The sequence below is a fragment of the Streptococcus sp. HMSC073A12 genome, from assembly GCF_001812815.1.
GTDB lineage: Bacteria > Bacillota > Bacilli > Lactobacillales > Streptococcaceae > Streptococcus > Streptococcus vaginalis.
In genome coordinates, this window is sequence record NZ_KV810527.1 from 62,507 (window position 1) to 82,233 (window position 19,727).

The 19,727-nt window shown below is 39.1% G+C and carries 18 protein-coding genes; 15 read left to right on the top strand and 3 right to left on the bottom strand.

All coding sequences use genetic code 11. The annotated features are described in order from the left end of the window. Positions 1–246: 246 nt before the first annotated feature. From HMPREF2876_RS01075 to HMPREF2876_RS01100, 6 genes are all read left to right on the top strand, one after another. Positions 247–1,122, top strand: coding sequence for an ABC transporter ATP-binding protein (locus HMPREF2876_RS01075; protein ID WP_024052146.1), 876 nt, complete (start codon positions 247–249; stop codon positions 1,120–1,122). A 13-nt stretch (positions 1,123–1,135) separates the two neighbouring features. After that, entirely contained in the window at positions 1,136–1,867 is a 732-nt protein-coding gene (locus tag HMPREF2876_RS01080) for an ABC transporter permease (RefSeq protein ID WP_024052145.1), read from the top strand. 4 nt (positions 1,868–1,871) lie between these two features. Next, positions 1,872–2,969 (top strand): sensor histidine kinase, encoded by a 1,098-nt coding sequence (locus tag HMPREF2876_RS01085; RefSeq protein WP_070583959.1) that lies wholly within the window; start codon positions 1,872–1,874, stop codon positions 2,967–2,969. Further along, positions 2,966–3,565: a response regulator transcription factor gene (locus HMPREF2876_RS01090; RefSeq protein ID WP_024052143.1), complete on the top strand. Its 600-nt coding sequence runs from the start codon at positions 2,966–2,968 to the stop codon at positions 3,563–3,565. Before HMPREF2876_RS01085 ends, HMPREF2876_RS01090 begins: the two co-directional genes overlap by 4 nt. A 117-nt stretch (positions 3,566–3,682) precedes the next feature. After that, complete coding sequence (locus HMPREF2876_RS01095; protein WP_024052142.1) at positions 3,683–4,570, top strand: SPFH domain-containing protein; 888 nt, start codon at positions 3,683–3,685, stop codon at positions 4,568–4,570. A 109-nt stretch (positions 4,571–4,679) separates the two neighbouring features. Next, the gene (locus tag HMPREF2876_RS01100) at positions 4,680–4,895 is read left to right on the top strand and encodes a capsule biosynthesis transcriptional regulator (RefSeq protein ID WP_003025899.1); all 216 of its coding nucleotides are present in this window, start codon (positions 4,680–4,682) and stop codon (positions 4,893–4,895) included. Between the two features lie 466 nt (positions 4,896–5,361). Here the strand turns inward: HMPREF2876_RS01100 and HMPREF2876_RS01105 are convergent, their stop codons facing one another. Further along, complete coding sequence (locus tag HMPREF2876_RS01105; protein WP_024052141.1) at positions 5,362–6,102, bottom strand: amino acid ABC transporter ATP-binding protein; 741 nt, start codon at positions 6,100–6,102, stop codon at positions 5,362–5,364. Then, positions 6,099–7,664: an ABC transporter substrate-binding protein/permease gene (locus HMPREF2876_RS01110; RefSeq protein ID WP_024052140.1), complete on the bottom strand. Its 1,566-nt coding sequence runs from the start codon at positions 7,662–7,664 to the stop codon at positions 6,099–6,101. Before HMPREF2876_RS01110 ends, HMPREF2876_RS01105 begins: the two co-directional genes overlap by 4 nt. A 125-nt stretch (positions 7,665–7,789) precedes the next feature. Between HMPREF2876_RS01110 and HMPREF2876_RS01115 the strand changes: the two genes are divergently transcribed. From HMPREF2876_RS01115 to sufU, 8 genes are all read left to right on the top strand, one after another. Continuing rightward, complete coding sequence (locus HMPREF2876_RS01115; RefSeq protein ID WP_024052139.1) at positions 7,790–9,679, top strand: DUF2207 domain-containing protein; 1,890 nt, start codon at positions 7,790–7,792, stop codon at positions 9,677–9,679. A 66-nt stretch (positions 9,680–9,745) separates the two neighbouring features. Then, positions 9,746–10,588 carry an undecaprenyl-diphosphate phosphatase gene (locus tag HMPREF2876_RS01120; protein ID WP_024052138.1) on the top strand — a complete coding sequence of 281 codons (843 nt, stop codon included), beginning with the start codon at positions 9,746–9,748 and terminating at the stop codon, positions 10,586–10,588. A 123-nt stretch (positions 10,589–10,711) separates the two neighbouring features. Next, positions 10,712–11,467, top strand: coding sequence for an adaptor protein MecA (mecA, locus tag HMPREF2876_RS01125; protein WP_024052137.1), 756 nt, complete (start codon positions 10,712–10,714; stop codon positions 11,465–11,467). Continuing rightward, entirely contained in the window at positions 11,458–12,624 is a 1,167-nt protein-coding gene (locus tag HMPREF2876_RS01130) for a glycosyltransferase family 4 protein (RefSeq protein ID WP_070241544.1), read from the top strand. Before mecA ends, HMPREF2876_RS01130 begins: the two co-directional genes overlap by 10 nt. Before the next feature lie 90 nt (positions 12,625–12,714). After that, on the top strand, positions 12,715–13,485 hold the full coding sequence (gene sufC, locus HMPREF2876_RS01135; protein WP_003025885.1) for a Fe-S cluster assembly ATPase SufC: 771 nt from the start codon (positions 12,715–12,717) through the stop codon (positions 13,483–13,485). A 39-nt stretch (positions 13,486–13,524) separates the two neighbouring features. Continuing rightward, positions 13,525–14,787, top strand: coding sequence for a Fe-S cluster assembly protein SufD (sufD, locus tag HMPREF2876_RS01140; RefSeq protein ID WP_024052135.1), 1,263 nt, complete (start codon positions 13,525–13,527; stop codon positions 14,785–14,787). Between the two features lie 15 nt (positions 14,788–14,802). Then, complete coding sequence (locus tag HMPREF2876_RS01145) at positions 14,803–16,035, top strand: cysteine desulfurase (RefSeq protein ID WP_070583961.1); 1,233 nt, start codon at positions 14,803–14,805, stop codon at positions 16,033–16,035. Beyond that, positions 16,022–16,477 (top strand): Fe-S cluster assembly sulfur transfer protein SufU, encoded by a 456-nt coding sequence (sufU, locus tag HMPREF2876_RS01150; protein ID WP_024052133.1) that lies wholly within the window; start codon positions 16,022–16,024, stop codon positions 16,475–16,477. The genes HMPREF2876_RS01145 and sufU overlap by 14 nt, the downstream gene beginning before the upstream one ends. Before the next feature lie 456 nt (positions 16,478–16,933). Here the strand turns inward: sufU and pbp3 are convergent, their stop codons facing one another. Then, entirely contained in the window at positions 16,934–18,175 is a 1,242-nt protein-coding gene (gene pbp3, locus HMPREF2876_RS01155; protein ID WP_024052132.1) for a D-alanyl-D-alanine carboxypeptidase PBP3, read from the bottom strand. A 157-nt stretch (positions 18,176–18,332) separates the two neighbouring features. On the opposite strand from pbp3, the gene HMPREF2876_RS01160 reads away from it, so the two are divergent. Beyond that, positions 18,333–19,676: a DEAD/DEAH box helicase gene (locus HMPREF2876_RS01160; RefSeq protein ID WP_070241546.1), complete on the top strand. Its 1,344-nt coding sequence runs from the start codon at positions 18,333–18,335 to the stop codon at positions 19,674–19,676. The last annotated feature ends 51 nt before the right edge of the window (positions 19,677–19,727 follow it).

A 19,727-nucleotide genomic window follows, 5' to 3' on the forward strand; every position in this document is an offset into this window, starting at 1 on the left:
TCTTTTTTATGACATTTGTCATGTTGAGCGATGACAAAATCATCTAGTGGCGATAAAAGAGTTGAGCTATAATGAAAGTAACAAGAGGAAATGTAGAGTTAGAAACCAAGTCTACAACCTGTTTTATTCTTCTTGCTGCAAGTAACTCTGTGGTAATTCAATCGTTGACCAGAAACTTTCCTGAGCCAATTGCTAGGAGTTCTGCATGGGTTGTATTTCCACCAAAGAAATAATGAGGAGAAAAAGATGAAGCTGATTGAGGTGAACCATTTATCTAAAAAGATTCATGGAAAAGATATTTTGAAGGATATTTCTTTTACGATTAACGATGGAGAATGTGTGGCGTTGATTGGTCCGAATGGAGCTGGGAAAACGACTCTCATGGATTGTTTGCTAGGGGATAAATTTCTTACGAGTGGACAGGCTAGTGTTCGAGGATTAAAGCCAACAGATGAGCAATTACAGCAGATGGTTGCTATTTTGCCACAAGAAAATACAGTAGTGGAAGATCTGAAAGTGAAAGAACTATTGAACTTTTTTCAAAATATTTACCCAAACAGTCTAACCAATCAGGAAATTGATGCTCTTTTAAAATTTACGGATAAGCAAAAAGAACAGTTGGCTTCTAAATTATCAGGTGGTCAAAAACGCTTATTTTCCTTTATTTTAGCTCTTATTGGTCGTCCGAAGATACTTTTTTTAGATGAACCAACTTCTGCTATGGATACGTCAACTCGCCAGCATTTTTGGGAAATTGTGGATGAATTGAAGAAAAAGGGTGTGACTATTATTTATTCTTCTCACTATATTGAGGAAGTGGAGCATACAGCAGATCGTATTTTGGTTTTGCATAAGGGCGAATTGATTCGTGATACGACGCCTTATGCCATGCGCAGCGAAGAACAAGAAAAACACTTTACTATTCCGCTTTCTTACCAAACTATTTTGGAAGGGTTATCTGAAGTGACCGAAGTTGAAATCAAGCAAAATGCTCTGTCCTTGGCAACTAGAAAGGCTGGTCAAGTGTGGCAAGTCTTGGTAGATAATGGCTGTACGATTGAGGAAGTAGAAGTATGCAACCGGACACTATTAGATAGTATTTTTGAGACAACGCAAGAGTAAAAGGAGATGTATCATGAAAAATATGACCAGTTTAATGAAGGTTGAATTGATTTTAATGAAGCGGCAGGCTGCTTATTACCTCTTGTCTATTGGTTTGCCTAGTGTCTTTTATCTGATTTTTTCAGGCGTGATGTCAAGCGACACACCAACCAGTGTACTTCGACTATATCTCTTTTCAATGACGGTTTTCAGTATCATGTCTAGTGCTTTCTTTAGTATTCCCAGTTCCTTGCAATCTGATAAAACCAATAATTGGCAAAAAATGATTCAGCACTCACCTGTTTCTATGGTAGAATATTATATATCCAAACTTTTCAGTGCCTTACTGACTTTCCTTCTTTCCATAGTCGTTGTTTTTTCTGTTGGGTATTTTGTTCGTGGAGTCAGTCTTCCTACAATGGATTGGTTAATCATCGCCCTAATTATCCTGTTCGGAAGTTTGGTTTTCATCGCCATGGGAGTATTAGTGAGTTTGCTTCCCAGCGCTCAGCTTATGTCTGTTGTGGGGAATATTGCCTATATGGCTTTGGCAGTCCTAGGTGGTCTTTGGTTTCCTTTGAGCATGTTCCCAGCCTGGCTTCGCTCTATCGGTAAATTGATGCCTAGTTATCAACTCATGCAGGTTGTATCTTCTTATTTGGAACATCGTGAGTTTAATGCCATTGCAGCACTGATTGTTCTGGTTTACACAGTTGGTGTCAGTCTGGTGGTTCTTCAACTTAAAAAACGGATTGAGGTAAAATAAATTTATGTGGAAAAAACTAAAAAATATTCACTATATGTTTCATATTGCTTTAGTTTTTATTGTCTTTCCAATAGCGGGTGTCATCGGTGGGGACTACTCGCTTTTGCTCTTGTTGTGGACAGTATTTTTTATCGGAGCTTATTACAATCTTCTACTCGATAATCATCCGTTTCATCAGTGGCTGTCTTGGTGGATAATGATTGCCTACATTTTTTATAGTTCTATTTGGCTAAATCCAAGTTTTGTTTGGTACATCTTTTATCTATCAAATCTACTAATCTATCACTTTAATGAAATTCCATTTAAATCTTGGCGCTTTTGGACCTTTTTTACCTTACAGCCAATCATTCTGTTTTCTATTTTTCTGAAAAATCCGAGTGATTTATCCTATCTGATATTTTTGATTGCGACCTTTTTATTTGCTGATTTATTGACCTTCGGATTGTATCGCATGCAGGTGGCTGAATTGCTTCAGGAGGAAAAAAGAAAGCAGAATGCTCAACTCAATCTGTTCCTAGCTGAAAATGAGCGCAATCGTATTGGACGAGACCTACATGATAGTCTAGGGCATACATTTGCTATGCTCAGTGTCAAGACAGAATTAGCACAACAGTTTCTTCAAATGAAATCCTATGAGAAAGCTGGTAAAGAATTGCAGGAAGTGCATGAAATTAGCAAGCAGTCTATGGCAGATGTGCGACGGATTATTGATAATCTAAAAACACGAACCTTGGATGAGGAGTTAGTGACTATTCAGGCTATGCTGGAAATGAGTGGGATTCAGGTACAAGTACAGCGTCAACTCAATATTGCTAGTGTCGCACCAAATATTCAATCAAGTTTAAGTATGGTTTTACTAGAATTAGCAACGAATATCATCAAGCATGCTCAGGCAAGCAGTTGCCAAATTCATTTGTATTCTGAAAAAAATCGGTTAATTACAGATGTTGAGGATAATGGGAAAGGTTTCAAAATTGTCACAGGAAAAGAGTTGCATTCCATTCGGGAGCGTGTGGAAGCATTGTCTGGACAAGTAGAGGTTTTAAGTTATAAACAGCCAACTATGATTCGAGTAAACTTACTAATGGAGGGATACAAATGAAATTGTTAGTAGCTGAAGATCAAAGCATGCTACGGGATGCTTTGTGCCAATTGCTAGAAATGCAATCAGATGTGGAAACAGTTCATCAGGCTTCTAATGGGCAGGAGGCAATGGCCTTGCTGCAATCTCAAAAGATAGATGTAGCTATTTTAGATGTGGAAATGCCTAAGCAAACAGGGCTGGATGTGTTGGAATGGGTCAAGGTGCAGCAGTCAACCGTCAAAGTCGTTATTGTCACCACATTTAAACGTCCTGGTTACTTTGAGCGAGCGGTCAAAGCAGATGTAGATGCCTATGTTTTAAAGGAACGCAGTATTGCTGACCTCATGAAAACAATTCATACAGTATTAAAAGGGCAAAAAGAATATTCTCCTGAACTAATGGAAGCCATGATGACGAGTAAAAATCCCTTGTCCAATCAGGAAATTTTGGTTTTGCAAGCAGCAGCAAGAGGTCTGTCTAGTAAAGAAATTGCTCAAAAGCTTTATCTATCAAATGGCACTATCCGCAATTACATGTCAAGCATTCTAACGAAATTAGCAGCGGAAAATCGATTAGAAGCAGTTCGAATTGCGCAAGAAAATGGCTGGATTTAGTAAAGAGATTTAAAAAAACTTAAGCAAACTTATGGAGTGTTGCAACTATCGTTTCTGTTTGATAAACACTTATAAGTATGCTATAATCTTGGAAAAAGAAGATAGGAGTTTCATATCATGTTATTTTTAGTAGTACCAATTGTTGTTGTCGTACTCATTGTTATTCTTTTTAGTTCCTTATATGTTGTTCGTCAACAGTCTGTCGCGATTATAGAACGTTTTGGGAAATATCAAAAACTCAGTAATAGCGGGATTCATTTGCGTTTGCCGTTTGGTATTGACCATATCGCAGCGCGTGTACAATTGCGCCTCTTGCAAAGTGAGATTGTGGTTGAAACTAAGACACAAGACAATGTATTTGTCATGATGAACGTTGCGACACAATACCGTGTCAATGAAAATAACGTAACAGATGCTTACTATAAATTGATTCGCCCAGAAGCTCAAATCAAGTCTTATATTGAAGATGCATTGCGTTCATCTGTTCCTAAATTGACCTTGGATGAATTGTTTGAAAAGAAAGATGAAATTGCGCTTGAAGTCCAAAAGCAAGTGGCAGAAGAAATGTCTACTTACGGTTATATCATCGTAAAAACCTTGATTACAAAAGTTGAGCCAGATGCAGAAGTCAAGCAATCAATGAATGAAATCAACGCTGCCCAACGGAAACGTGTTGCTGCGCAAGAATTAGCTGAAGCTGACAAGATTAAAATTGTGACAGCCGCAGAAGCAGAAGCTGAAAAAGATCGCCTTCATGGGGTTGGTATCGCCGAACAACGGAAAGCAATTGTAGATGGATTGGCAGACTCAATTAAGGAATTAAAAGGTGCGAATGTTGAAATGAAGGAAGAACAAATCATGTCCATTCTTTTAACCAACCAATATCTTGATACATTGAATAATTTTGCAGATAATAAGGGAAATAATACAATTTTCTTACCAGCCAATCCTGACGGAGTAGAAAGTATCCGAACGCAAATTTTATCAGCTCTTAAAGCAAAATAAAGAATATTCTGAATTGTTTTATTCATCAAAATAGACAGCCTTTTCCATTGACAAAACAAACAAAAACCTTTACAATATTTAGTTAGAAATAATAAAATAGGAGAAGGAAATGGCTAAATCTAACTTTGAAAAAGTAGAATCAGTTGTTAGCTGGGTTCGTGATAAAAAAATTACGGGTTATCGTATCAGTAAAGAAACGAACGCTCGTGAAATGTCTATCATTGCCCTTGCTCAAGGCCGTGCTAAAGTGAAAAATATTTCATTTGAAACCGCTCTTGGATTGATTGATTTTTACGATAAAAACCACGAAAAGTTTGAAAACTAATAGTTGTATTTTTAGCAGGCTATCAGCCTGCTTTTTTTGTTTGCAATTGTAAAACATTATAATTTTATATGGAAATAACAAATAATTATAAAGCAGAAAGTTTATTTATTCGATTCCTATCTAATTCTTTAGAATGAATATTTTTACAGAAAAATGATAAACTGCTTTCTACAATACAATCTATTTTAAAAAATATTCTTAAAAATTAGAGTTTTATTTTTAACAAGAAAATGTTCTAATGAATGTGTATTCAAACATTCTGTTTTGTTTGAATAAAAATTAGTTTTTCAATTGACTTCTTAAAGATTTTGAAGAGAAAATAAAGACGAGACTGGGACAAAAGTCCTTAACCTCGTCAGATTTGTATGAGTTTCTTGCAAGTCGCAGTGGTTGAGTGGGTTCTATGCGGTTGATAAATCAACCTTTACAGCCCTACTCAACTGTGTGGGGCTGTAAAGGTTGTGGATTATCGTAAGTAACGTTGTAAAAATTCTTTTGTGCGTTCTTTCTTAGGGTGAGTGAAAATGTCTTCAGGTTTGCCTTCTTCAGCAATGATGCCTTGGTCCATGAAAATGACACGATTGGAGACATCACGCGCAAACTCCATTTCGTGCGTGACAACAATCATGGTTAAGCCTTCTTGAGCAAGGCCTTTCATAATTTTAAGTACTTCACCGACCATTTCAGGGTCAAGCGCTGAGGTTGGCTCGTCAAATAAAATAGCATCTGGGTTCATGGATAAGGCGCGTGCAATAGCAACCCGTTGCTTTTGTCCGCCAGAGAGTTGTTTTGGTTTGGCTTGCCAGTAAGGTTGCCCCATACCAACTTTTTCAAGATTTTCTTTGGCGATTTTTTCGGCCTCTGCTCGTTCTCGCTTGAGAACAGTTTTTTGTGCGACAATGGTATTTTCAAGAACATTAAGGTTTTCAAAAAGGTTAAAGCTTTGGAACACCATACCGAGTTTTTCACGGTAATGAGTGAGGTTATAGTTTTCTTCTAGTACATTTTCACCACGGTAAAGGATTTCTCCGCCACTTGGCTCTTCAAGGAGATTGATAGAGCGTAAGAAAGTAGATTTTCCACTACCAGAGCTTCCGATGATAGAGATGACTTCTCCGGAGTGGACGGTAAGGGAAATATCTTTTAAGACTTCATTTTGTCCGTAGGATTTTTTAAGATGCTTGATTTCTAAAATGGTATCACTCATGCCTTTACTCCTTTCGTTTGCATTTGATTAGCGCCCGTTGTGTAATCATCTGTGTCAAAACGCCGTTCTACATAGCGGAGAATGCGTGTTACCGTAAATGTTAGGACAAAGTAGATAACGGCAATAATCGTAAAGGTTTGGAAATATTGGTAAGTTTGGGTGGCAATCGTATTTCCTGAGAAATAAAGTTCAACAACGGAGATAACATTCAGTACGGAAGTATCTTTGATATTGATGACAAATTCATTCCCTGTAGCAGGTAGAATATTGCGCACGACTTGAGGAAGGACAACTTTGCGCATGGTTTGGTTATGTGTCATTCCCAGAGCAGTTGCGGCTTCAAATTGCCCCTTATCAACAGCAAAGATTCCTCCGCGGACAATTTCACTCATATAAGCACCCGTGTTAATGGAAACGATAAAGATGGCTGCGATTGTACGATCAATGGAAACTCCAAATGCCTGTGCTGTTCCGTAGTAAATAACCATAGATTGAACAATCATAGGTGTTCCACGGAAAATTTCGATGTAGACATTCAGGAACCAACCGAATAAAGTTTGTAAAAGAGCGAGAGCTTTATTTTTGGCTGTAGGAGCGGTGCGGTAAACACCGATTAAGAGACCAATGATGAGCCCTGCAATTGTACCAGTAATGGAAATGAGAAGGGTTAAGCCAGCTCCGCGCAGAAATTGGGGCCAGTTGTCTTTCAGAATCTTTGTCACTTGTCCAAAGAAAGTAGTTTTATCTTTGCTGGTGTCAGTTTCAACAGGTTGGTTTTGAATCATCTTGTCCATTAAAGCGACTTGGTCTTTGTCACTGATTTTAGCGATAGCAGCATTGACTTGTTTTAGGCGATTGTCGTTTTTGCGCATTCCGATTGCAATCGTAGCATCCTCTTCATTAACTTCAAAACCTTTTTTGAACTGAATCATTTTAAATTTTGAATTAGCGGATTCTGCTGTGAGGGCTTCGGGACGTTCAGAAATGTAGCCGTCTATCACTCCTGACTCAAGTGCTTGGCGCATTTGAGCGAAGTCGCCCATTGCAGTTTCTTGCTTAGCACCTGTCAGTTGGGAAATCAAATTGTAGAGGTAGACACCTTGTTGAGAGGTGATTTTTGCTCCTTTGAAGTCCTTCAACGTTTTTGCATTAGCATAAGCTCCGTCTTTGTTGACCAATACCACAGGCTCACTGGTATAATAACTATTGGAAAATGCGATTTCCTTTTTCCGCTCAGCGGTTGGACTCATTCCAGCGACAATCATATCTAATTTACCTGATGTCAATGCAGGAATCAATCCATTCCAAGAAGTTTTGACCACTAACGGTTTTTTGTCCAATGCTTTTGCGACTTGTTTGGCGATTTGGACATCGTAACCGTTAGCATATTGATTGGTGCCTTCGATTTTGACGGCACCATTTTTATCGTCATCTTGCGTCCAGTTGAACGGTGCATAAGCCGCTTCCATTCCGATTCGCAAGTATTCATCGGCTTGAGCTCTATTTGCAAATCCGAAACTAAGCAGCAGAAGTGCAAATAGAGATAAGAATAATTTCTTCATATTTTCTCCTCATCTAAAAATAGCTTCTTTTTATTGTACCGAAAAATGACATGCTTTTCAATATTGGGGAAACCCTTGCTTAAAAAATGGTATAATAAAGGCAATCAGTATAAGGAGATTACTAGATGAAAAAGTTTTTTTGGAGTATCATAATTTTTTTCTCATGTTTGTTCTTCAGTCAACGAGTCTTGGCGGTGAGTTATGATATTGAATCCTATAAAGGCAATTTACAGATTCATTCTGATAATACAGCGACATTTGTTGAAACAGTCACTTACCATTTTTCAAGCGACTACAGAGGACAAATCATTACTTTGGGGACGTCTGGTAAAGTTCCTCTGGGCTTTGACGTGGAAGGAAAGCCGACGATTCTAGCTTTAAGAAATGGACAACCAAAAACGGATATTACTGCTGTTCAGGAATACATTGCGGGTGGTTATAAATATAAAATTTATAATGCCGGTAATAAAGGAGACCGTGTAACCATTACGGTTACTTGGAAGTTGAAGAATATGTTGTTTGTCTACAATGATATTGTAGAATTGCACTGGATTCCAATTAGTGATTGGGATAAAAAGTTAAACAATGTAGAATTTCGGATTACTCCTCCAGCTACTTCACAACAGACCGAATTGTATGCTCACACGGGTTATTTTATGAAGCCAGCTCAAGTGACACGAGAGGGAGATAGCTATCTGATCCGTGTCGCTAGTATTGCTAAAAATAGAAATTTAGAATTTCATGCATATTGGGATCGATCGCTAGTAACTGTTCCTGAAAATAGTTTAGCTGTTACAAAACGCAATCGGTTGCAAGAGTTTCGTCAAGTTGAAAAGGAAGTTGCCACCAGTACAAAAAAATACCAGAGATTAGTAGACTGGGACTTACCACTTGCTTTGGTATTGGTTGGTCTAATTAGTTTGGTTTTTTACATTATTTTTCATCTTAGAACAAAATCCCGTGTAACGTTTCCTAAGCGTGCTCGTTTGTATGAAATACCGCAAGATTTGCCACCAATGGTCATTGCTTCCAATGTTTATTCGGTAGATTTGACAGAATTGGATCCGACTGAGCGACAAGCTACATCTCTGAAATTTGAAAATCTTGTCCAAGCTACTTTATTAGATTTGATTGATCGAGGCAATCTTGTTTTTACAGACGATACGAAGCAACCAAGGCTGCAAAGAGTGACGGATAAAGGTTTATCGGGTTTTGAAAAAGAATTTTTAAAAATGGCTATGGGCAACAACCAGCAGCTTCTTGTAAAAGAGCTATTTTCAGACTTTAAAATTGATAAGAAAGTGTATAACAGAGGTGAGGAAGCTGTCCGTAAAGCGGGCAACAGGGTAAAAAATCTCTTAAAATGTTATTTGAAGAATATTACAGAAAATGTGCATGAGATTATTGAGCGGGAGCAATTGCCAAATAATTACCGCCCAGTTGCTAAAAAGGAAATCTTGTATTTATATCTTTCAATCTCCTTGATGGCACTTATTATGGTTGCTTCTCTTGGCGTTTTGGCTTGGATTTTCTTGGAGTATGGACTCGTATTTTATCAATTTGTAGTTAGCATCTTCATTTCTGGCAGAATGCTGTATTACCTTTTGAGAAAATGCAAAATGGTGAAACGTGATGGAGTCCTAAATGAAGAAGGTGCTGAAAACTATTATTATTGGAAGAGTTTTGCCAATATGCTGCGTGATATTGCTCATTTAAAGGACACAGAAGTTGACGGAGTCATTTTATGGAACCGATTATTGGTTTATGCTACTATGTTTAATTGTGCTGATAAGGTGACCAAGGCTATGAAGCTACGTAAAATCACAATTGACAATCCGTCTATGAATGCTTTTGTTTATCAGGATATGTCGTATACCTTTCATACTAGCTCCCACGCTTTTGTTAGTTATGGCTCAGAAGCCAATTCAGCTAGTAGCTTCACTGTTTCATCAGGTGGTAGCAGCGGAGGCGGCTTCACTGGTGGAGGTGGTGGAGGTGGAGGCGGTGCTTTTTAAAAAGTGCCTCTATTCTCTCACTTGAAATTATGCTATAATGAAACAAATCAACCTTAGGAGAAGAACATGTTTATCATTGAAATTTTAAAATCCATCATCTTTGGGATTGTGGAAGGAATTACAGAGTGGTTGCCTATTTCTAGCACAGGTCACTTGATTTTGATACAGGAGTTTATCAAGTATAAAAATCAGAATACTGCCTTTATGGAAATGTTCAATGTCGTTATCCAATTAGGAGCAATTTTAGCAGTTGTAGTGATTTATTTTGATAAATTAAATCCGTTTAAACCGGGAAAGACAGCGCATGAAGTGCAGAAAACATGGCAATTATGGGCAAAAGTAGTGGTTGCGGCTGCACCTGCTGCTATTATTGGTTTGCCTTTAGATAGTTGGTTTGATGCTCATTTTTATAACTTCATTTCTGTTGCTTGTATGTTGATTATCTATGGTGTTGCTTTTATTTTACTGGAAAAACGTAATAACAACGTAGAACCGACAATTACCAGCTTAGATCGCTTGCCTTATAAAACTGCTCTCTACATTGGGTTATTTCAAGTATTGTCGCTTTTCCCAGGAACAAGTCGTTCAGGAGCAACCATTGTAGGTGGGCTTTTGAATGGGACCAGTCGTTCTGTGGTGACAGAGTTCACTTTCTTTTTGGGAATTCCTGTCATGTTTGGTGCCAGTGGTTGGAAGATTTTGAAATTTATTATCAAAGGAAACACACTTGGATTTGGGCAGTTCTTCTTGCTGCTTGTAGCAATGGGTGTTGCATTTGGGGTTAGTCTCTATGTCATTCGCTTCTTGACAGACTATGTGAAAAAGCACGACTTTACGATCTTTGGGAAATATCGTATCGGACTCGGTGTTTTGCTTATCGTGTACGGAATCTTTAAAGCTATTTTTTAAGTATTCAAAACTCAACAGTTTTTGTTGAGTTTTTTATTGGTAAAAGAAAATGAGGTTGTCTATTTTTTGTAAAAAAACCGAAATTTTAGTATAATGAAAAGACTAGAAGTATGAGGTAATGCGATGGAAATGAAGCAAATTAGTGATACAACGATTAAGATCACAATAAAATTAGAAGATTTAGAAGAACGTGGAATGGAGATGGCAGATTTTCTCGTTCCGCAAGAAAAAACAGAGGAATTTTTCTATGCGATTTTAGATGAGTTGGAAATGCCAGAGAGCTTTTTAGATAGCGGTATGCTCAGTTTTCGTGTAACTCCTAAACCAGACCGACTGGATGTTTTTGTCACCAAGTCTAAGATTGATAAGAATTTGAACTTCGATGATTTGGCAGATTTACCAGATGTAGAAGAGCTGTCTCAAATGTCTCCAGATGAATTTTTAAAGACATTAGAAAAAAATATTTTTGAGAAAAGTAAAGACGATATGGAGGCTGTTCGTTCTTTGGAAACGGCGGAAGCAGACGATAACACAAGCACTTCTGATATGGAAGAGTCAGAGGAAAATAGTGATGAGCTTACGCAAAAATATATCTATTACATTTTGAAATTTTCCAGCCTGAAAGAAGCAATTGTTTTTTCTAAGACAGTAGATTATGCTGTCAATACTTCGGAGTTGTACAAAATGGACGATCACTATTATTTGACAATTCTGGTTGATATTGAGGGACACCCGAAGCGTTATCCAGCTTGGCTCCTTGCCTCTATGCGTGAACATGCAGAAGACACAGATGTGACGAGAGCTGTTTTGCAAGAACACGGTTACTTATTGCTTGTCAACGAGGCGGTTGCCAGTCTTCAAAAGGTTAAATGCTTATGATTCCCTTCCCTTTAAAATTCATTTTGGTGTTGCTTGGAACCTTTTTCATCGGTGTGATTCTCACGCCTTTGGTGCGTCTATTGGCATTTAAGATAGGTGCGGTTGATTATCCAAATGCACGAAGAATCAACAAAAAGCCGATGCCAAGCAGCGGCGGTTTAGCTATTGTCATTGCTTTTTCGGTTGCTACACTTGTTTTTATGCCGATGATTGTGCAAGCGACCTTTCATGGAAAGGGGTATTTTGATTATATTTGGCCGGTTGTCTTAGGAGGCGGCATCATTGCTTTAACAGGGCTTATTGATGATGTGAAAGAGTTGAAGCCTTTAGCAAAGATGTCAGGAATTGTGTTAGCTGCTAGTTTGATTTGGCTATTGACGGATTTCCGTTTGAATCATTTTAAAATTCCTTTTGGCGGGCCGCTACTACACTTTGCTCCTTGGCTATCTTTCATTTTGACGGTTATCTGGATTATTTCGATTACTAATGCCGTCAATTTGATTGACGGGTTGGACGGATTAGTGAGTGGTGTATCCATTATTTCGCTGGTGACAATGGGGATTGTTTCCTACTTTTTCTTGCCAGATCACAATGTCTTTCTAACCTTAACTATTTTTGTCTTGGTCATGTCTATTGCAGGCTTTTTCCCTTATAATTATCATCCAGCTATTATTTATCTAGGAGATACAGGAGCGCTGTTTATCGGTTTTATGATTGCAGTTTTATCACTTCAAGGTTTGAAGAATGCGACAGCTGTCGCTGTGATTACTCCGATGATTATTCTGGGTGTGCCGATTACAGATACCTTTTTAGCGATTGTCCGTCGAACTTTATCTGGGCAAAAGTTTTACACACCAGACAAGCGACATCTTCATCATCGGCTGTTATCCTTGGGCTTAACACATCGTGGGACAGTCTTGGTTATTTATGGCATTTCTATGATTTTTGCCATGATTTCTCTTTTGCTAAATGTTTCGAGCCGTATCGGTGGGACGCTGTTAATTATTGGACTACTTTTTGGAGTGGAACTTTTGGTAGAACTAATTGGTGTTCTGGGTCAAAATCGGACACCACTCCTTAATGTTCTTCGGTTCATTGGAAATTCTGCTTATCGAGTAGAAATCAAAACAAAGTTCAGAAATAGAAAAAAGAAGTAGACTCGCACTTAAACAAAATCAAAGCCTTTTTGGCTTTTTTTTGCTATACTGGTAAGGTAGATTATGGATATGAAGAAAGGAAAGTTTGCCATGTCTGTGTTAGAAATCAAAGACCTCCATGTAGAAATTGAAGGAAAGAAAATCTTAAAAGGAGTCAATCTGACTCTTAAAACAGGAGAAATTGCAGCCATTATGGGACCAAACGGTACGGGGAAATCCACCTTATCAGCAGCGATTATGGGAAATCCAAATTACGAGGTAACCGAGGGAGAAGTTCTCTTTGACGGTGTCAATATCTTAGAATTGGATGTGGACGAACGAGCTCGCATGGGGCTTTTTCTGGCTATGCAGTATCCAAGTGAAATTCCAGGCATTACCAATGCAGAATTTCTGCGTGCAGCTATGAATGCAGGTAAAGAAGACGACGAAAAAATTTCTGTTCGTGATTTCATCATGAAATTGGACGAAAAAATGGAACTACTCAATATGAAAGAAGAAATGGCAGAACGTTATCTAAACGAAGGTTTTTCTGGCGGTGAAAAGAAACGTAATGAAATCTTGCAGTTGCTCATGCTAGAGCCGACTTTTGCACTACTGGATGAAATTGACTCTGGACTAGATATTGATGCACTGAAAGTGGTGTCTAAGGGCGTCAATGCTATGCGTGGTGAACATTTTGGTGCTATGATTATTACGCACTATCAACGTCTGTTGAATTATATTACGCCTGATGTGGTCCATATCATGATGGATGGGCGTGTAGTTGCTTCTGGTGGTCCGGAATTAGCTGTTCGTTTGGAGCAGGAAGGTTATGCCAAATTGGCTGAAGAACTTGGTTTTGATTACCAAGAAGAAGTCTAGTCAACCTTTCTTTTTACTTAGAAAAGATAGGAGAATGAAATGACAAAAGAAACCATTAAACATTTTTCACAAATGCATGCGGAGCCTGAGTGGTTGGCAAATCTCCGTCAAGCTGCCTTTGATAAAATAGAAGAGTTGAAATTACCAGTTATTGAGCGGGTGAAATTTCACCGCTGGAACTTGGGAGACGGCACGCTGTCAGAAAGTGAAACTCTTACAAATGTACCTGATTTCACAGCGCTGAATGACCATTTGACATTGGTTCAGGTTGGAACACAGACTGTTTTAGAGCAATTGCCGACTGAACTAGCGGAGCAAGGAGTTATCTTTACAGACTTTTACACTGCTCTTGAGGAAATTCCAGAAATCATGGAAAAGTATTTTATGTCTTCAGTTAAATATGATGAAGATAAGCTGGCAGCCTACCATACAGCTTATTTCAATAGTGGAGCGGTGCTCTATATTCCAGATAATGTTGAAATCAATCAGCCCATTGAAGGCATTTTTTACCAAGACAGTGAAAGTGATGTACCATTTAATAAGCACATTCTAATTATTGCAGGGAAACACTCCAAGTTTACCTATTTAGAGCGCCTGGAGACCTATGGTTCTGGGACTGTTCCCGTGACTGCTAATATTACGGTGGAAGTGATTGCACAGGATGGTGCTCAGATTAAGTTCTCAGCTATTGACCGTCTGGGGGAAAATGTGACAGCTTATATCAGTCGTCGGGGCAAGTTGGACGATGATTCAATGATTGACTGGGCAATCGGAGTCATGAATGAAGGCAATGTGATTGCTGATTTTGACAGTGATTTATTTGGGCGCGGAAGTCATGCAGATATGAAAGTGGTGGCTCTCTCTCGTGGTAAGCAGATTCAGGGGATTGACAGTCGCGTCACCAATTACGGCTGCAATTCGATCGGCAATATCCTCCAACATGGAGTGATTTTGGAAAAGGGAACGTTGACTTTTAACGGAATTGGTCACATTATCAAGGGAGCTAAGGGGGCAGATGCGCAACAGGAAAGTCGAGTGCTCATGTTGTCTGACAAAGCACGTTCAGATGCTAATCCTATTCTTTTGATTGATGAAAATGATGTCACAGCAGGGCATGCGGCTTCTATCGGTCAGGTAGATCCAGAAGATATGTACTATCTTATGAGTCGAGGGCTAGATCAGGCAACGGCAGAACGGTTAGTCGTGCGTGGTTTCTTAGGTTCTGTTATCGTTGAAATTCCAGTCAAAGAAGTCCGTGCTGAGATGATTGAAACTATTGATGAAATTTTGGCTAAGAAATAAAAGATAGGAAAAGAAATGTCTAAACTTGATGTAGAAATCCTTCAGAGGGATTTTCCAATTTTGGATCAAATCGTCAATGATGAGCCCTTGGTTTATTTGGACAATGCGGCTACAACCCAAAAGCCTACGCAGGTATTAGAGGCGATTGCAGCTTATTACGAGAAAGACAATGCCAATGTTCATCGTGGTGTTCACACACTAGCAGAACGGGCAACGGCAGCTTATGAAGCTGCGCGGGAACGAGTGTGCTCCTTTATCCATGCCGCTTCAACGAAAGAAGTTCTCTTTACGAGAGGAACGACGACTGGGCTTAATTGGGTGGCGCGTTATGCCGAAAGTGTCTTGCAGCGAGGCGACGAAGTGCTGATTTCCGTTATGGAGCACCATTCCAATATCATTCCTTGGCAGGAAGCCTGTAAGAAAACAGGTGCTAGATTGATTTATGCTTATCTGAAAGAAGGTATGTTAGATCTCGCTGACTTTCGGTCGAAATTGACTGAAAAGACGCGATTTGTTGCTTTGACGCATGTTTCTAATGTACTAGGTGTGGTGAATCCCATAAAAGAAATAGCAGAGTTAGTGCACCGGGCAAATGCTCTTTTAGTGGTGGACGGAGCTCAATCAGTTCCTCACATGAAGATTGATGTACAAGACTTGGACGTTGATTTCTTTGCATTTTCAGGTCATAAGATGCTAGGTCCGACTGGTATCGGTGTTCTCTATGGCAAAGAAGAGCTACTTGAGCAAATGTCGCCTGTCGAATTTGGTGGGGAAATGATTGATTTTGTCTATGAACAAGAAGCGACATGGAAAGAACTACCTTGGAAGTTTGAAGCAGGCACACCCAATATAGCTGGTGCTATAGGTCTAGCTGTCGCCATTGACTATCTGGACAAGATTGGAATGGAAACAGTTCATCAGTATGAGCAGGAATTGATAGCTTACGTATTTCCAAAATTACAGGCTGTTGAGGGGCTTACCATTTATGGTTCGGAGGACTTGACTCAGCGGTCGGGTGTTATTTCTTTTAATCTAGCTGGGCTTCACCCTCATGATGTAGCAACAGCTCTGGACTATGAAGGCGTGGCTGTACGGGCTGGACATCACTGTGCTCAACCTTTGTTGAGTTACCTAGGAGTGGCAGCAACTGTTCGGGCTAGCTTTTATCTGTATAATACCAAAGCCGATTGCGATAAGCTCGTTGAAGCTTTACAGAAAACAAAGGAGTTTTTCGATGGCACTTTCTAAATTAAATAGTCTTTATAAAGCAGTTGTGACGGACCATTCAGCTCACCCTCATCATCAAGGTCGTTTGGATGGAGTGGAGCAAGTGAATCTCAACAATCCTACGTGCGGTGATGTCATCAGCCTGTCGGTTCAATTTGATGAGCAGGGCATGATTGAAGATATTGCGTTTGTGAATTCTGGTTGCAGTATTTCTACAGCTTCAGCCAGTATGATGACGGATGTAGTCCTAGGGAAGACAAAGGAAGAAGCGCTAGCTTTGGCAGAAATCTTCTCCCAAATGGTGCAAGGTAAGGACGATGAGCAGCAAAAGGAACTAGGAGACGCAGCTTTTTTGGCTAGTGTTGCTAAATTTCCTCAGCGTATTAAATGCTCAACCTTAGGCTGGAATGCTCTTAAAAAGGCAATTGAGGAAGCTGGAAATTCTGAAAAGTTGAGTAAATGAAGCTAAAATAAATAAGCTGAGACAAAAGTGCTCAGCTTTCTTTGTTTATATCGTTAGCATTACAGACGCAGTAGCTAATTGCTAAAAGCACTGCGTTGAGGTTACGGATAGAGCTTGAAAAGCAAGTCTCAAGGCGATTTGCTTTTCAAGCTTGGAAGAGTACTTTTGACGAAAACTTTGTTTTCTTTATCTGCCACCTCAACAGTCTCTCAGGCTATTGAGCAACCTTGTGGGAATGAGACTACAAACTAAAAATTTTTGATTTTGAGTTTTGTCACATTCCCAATTACTATTGAATGAGCTATAATATGTTCTATATCAACTTTTACAGCCTATTTGTCATCAAGTTACATTTGCTTATTTCCAACCTCAAAAGGTTCCTCAAGTCTTTCGAGCTATGTGGAGATGAACGATGAAATCAAGCTTCTACGAAATACTGATTTCTATTTCGCTCGTTTATAATTTTTCATTGACATATTGTACGAATTCATTCCACCATGATTTGAGGAAGAAAGGACGACCAATTTTCTCCGCTGAAAGCATGGAAATAGTTGGTGGCTTCTTGTCAAGATAGCCTTTTCCAATCAAATCATTATCAGTATAGGTCAATTTCCCAACAACGACACCCTTTTTTAAAGGAGTGGGATAACCGTTTTTATCAGTTGTAAAATGAACAGTCGGTTTTTTATGATTGTATCTCCGCACAATGGTGAGTTTTTCACTAGCAACAGCAGTGACTTCATCTTTTTGCCCGTTAATGATGCGGGCAGAGCTTTTATTGTAGGCTTCACCTTTTTTCACAAGAGTTTGGACTGTGAATTGTTGATAAATATAGGTCATAAATCTAGTGGTAGCCGTAAAGCGGGCATTCTCATCCTCATCTGCATGATCAACATTGAGGAGAACCGTAATCAAACGCATCCCTCTTTGCTGGATTGTTCCGACAAAGGAAGAGCCCCCTTTATCAGAAGTTCCAGTCTTGAGGCCATCTACTCCGGCTCGAAAGGTGGGCATGTTTTCGAGCATGTGGTTGGACGATGTAAGCGTCATGCCTGCAAAGTTAGACGTAGCTTTTTGGGTGATTTCTAGAACTTCTGGGTAATCAAGGATTAAACGCCGAGCAATAATGGCAACATCATGGGCACTCATTTTATTTTCGTCTTCTTTTTCCGAACCAGGATAAATATGTTCTTCTCCTAAAACAGAATTATTCAGCCCAGAAGCATTGACGATAGTAGCATCTTTGATTCCCCATTGTTGCAATTTAGCTTTCATCAAATCCACAAATTTTTTCTCACTGCCAGCGACTTTTTCAGCCAAGGCAATTGCTGAGCTGTTGGCACTTACTATTAAAGAAGTTTCTAACAATTCTTCGACAGTATATTTTCTAGCTTCCAAAGGAACGTTACTGGTGTCCGGATTAACGGTTAGTTGATAAGGGTAGTCAGAAATATCTACGGAAGTTTGTAAAGTGAATTTTCCTTGATGAATTGCTTCATAGACTAAATAGGCTGTTAGTAGTTTAGTAATAGAAGCAATTTCAACTGGCTGATTAGCATCTTTTTCATATAAGATTTTTCCAGTTGCAGCATCAACTGCAATAGCATGCTTAGCACCTACTTCAAAGTTGTCCGCTAAAACTGTAGGAGCTAGGAAGATCAAGAGAGTCGTTACAAGAGTAATAATAAATTTTTTCATGGTCATCCCTTTTTTGTAAACTTATTATTATTGTATCATAAAATAAAGAGAGCTTCATAGAAAAGGGAGGAAATAATAAGAGAAAAATATGATTCATTTTTATTTTTAAAGCAAGTTCTGGTATAATAGATAGGATAAGAGACGAATAGAGGAAAACATGAAATTTACAGAATTTAAGTTTAAAGATTACATTCAAGAGGCACTCAAGGATTTGAACTTTGTTGAGGCGACAGAAGTACAGGAAAAACTGATTCCAGTTGTCCTTGCTGGTCGGGACTTGGTGGGAGAGTCCAAGACAGGTTCAGGGAAAACACACACTTTCTTACTGCCGATTTTTCAAAAACTAGATGAAGGCACAGATAGTGTTCAGGTCGTTATTACAGCTCCTAGTCGTGAGTTGGCTAGGCAGATTTATCAGGCTGCACGCCAAATTGCTGCTTTTTCTGATAAGGAAATTCGAGTTGCTAACTATGTCGGTGGAACTGATAAAAATCGTCAGATTGGGAAATTGAGTTCCAGTCAACCACATATTGTCATTGGCACACCAGGACGCATTTATGATTTGGTCGAATCAGGTGACTTAGCCATTCATAAGGCGAATACCTTTGTAGTAGATGAAGCAGATATGACCTTGGATATGGGCTTTTTAGAAACAGTGGATAAGATTGCGTCCAGTTTGCCGAAGGATTTGCAATTTCTGGTCTTCTCTGCGACCATTCCGCAAAAATTGCAGCCATTTTTAAAAAAATATCTATCCAACCCGGTCATTGAGCAAATCAAAACTAAAACGGTTATTTCAGATACTATTGAAAATTGGCTGATTTCAACAAAAGGACGTGATAAGAATGCGCAGATTTATGAAATCACACAGCTCCTACAGCCTTATCTAGCTATGATTTTTGTCAATACTAAGACACGAGCGGATGAATTGCATAGCTATTTGACAGCGCAAGGTCTCAAGGTGGCAAAGATTCATGGGGATATTGCACCGCGGGAGCGAAAACGGATTATGAATCAGGTGAAGAACCTAGATTTTGAATACATTGTTGCGACAGATTTAGCTGCGCGGGGAATTGATATTGAAGGCGTTAGTCATGTCATTAATGATGCGATTCCGCAAGATTTGTCCTTCTTCGTTCACCGAGTGGGACGAACTGGCAGAAATGGTCTATCGGGAACAGCCATTACACTTTATCAACCGAGCGATGATTCAGATATTCGTGAGCTGGAAAAATTGGGCATTCACTTCATTCCTAAGATGATCAAAAACGGAGAATTTCAAGATACCTATGACCGCGATCGTCGTGTCAATCGTGAAAAAACGCAGGAAAAATTGGACACGGAAATGATTGGTCTGGTTAAAAAGAAAAAGAAGAAAATCAAACCGGGCTATAAGAAAAAAATCCAGTGGGCTGTCAATGAAAAACGCCGTAAGACAAAAAGAGCTGAAAATCGCGCACGCGGTCGTGCAGAAAGAAAAGCGAAACGTCAAAGTTTTTAGTCTTAAAATTTCTTTATCACTCTCATAAATAAAAACAATTATTCTTTATAG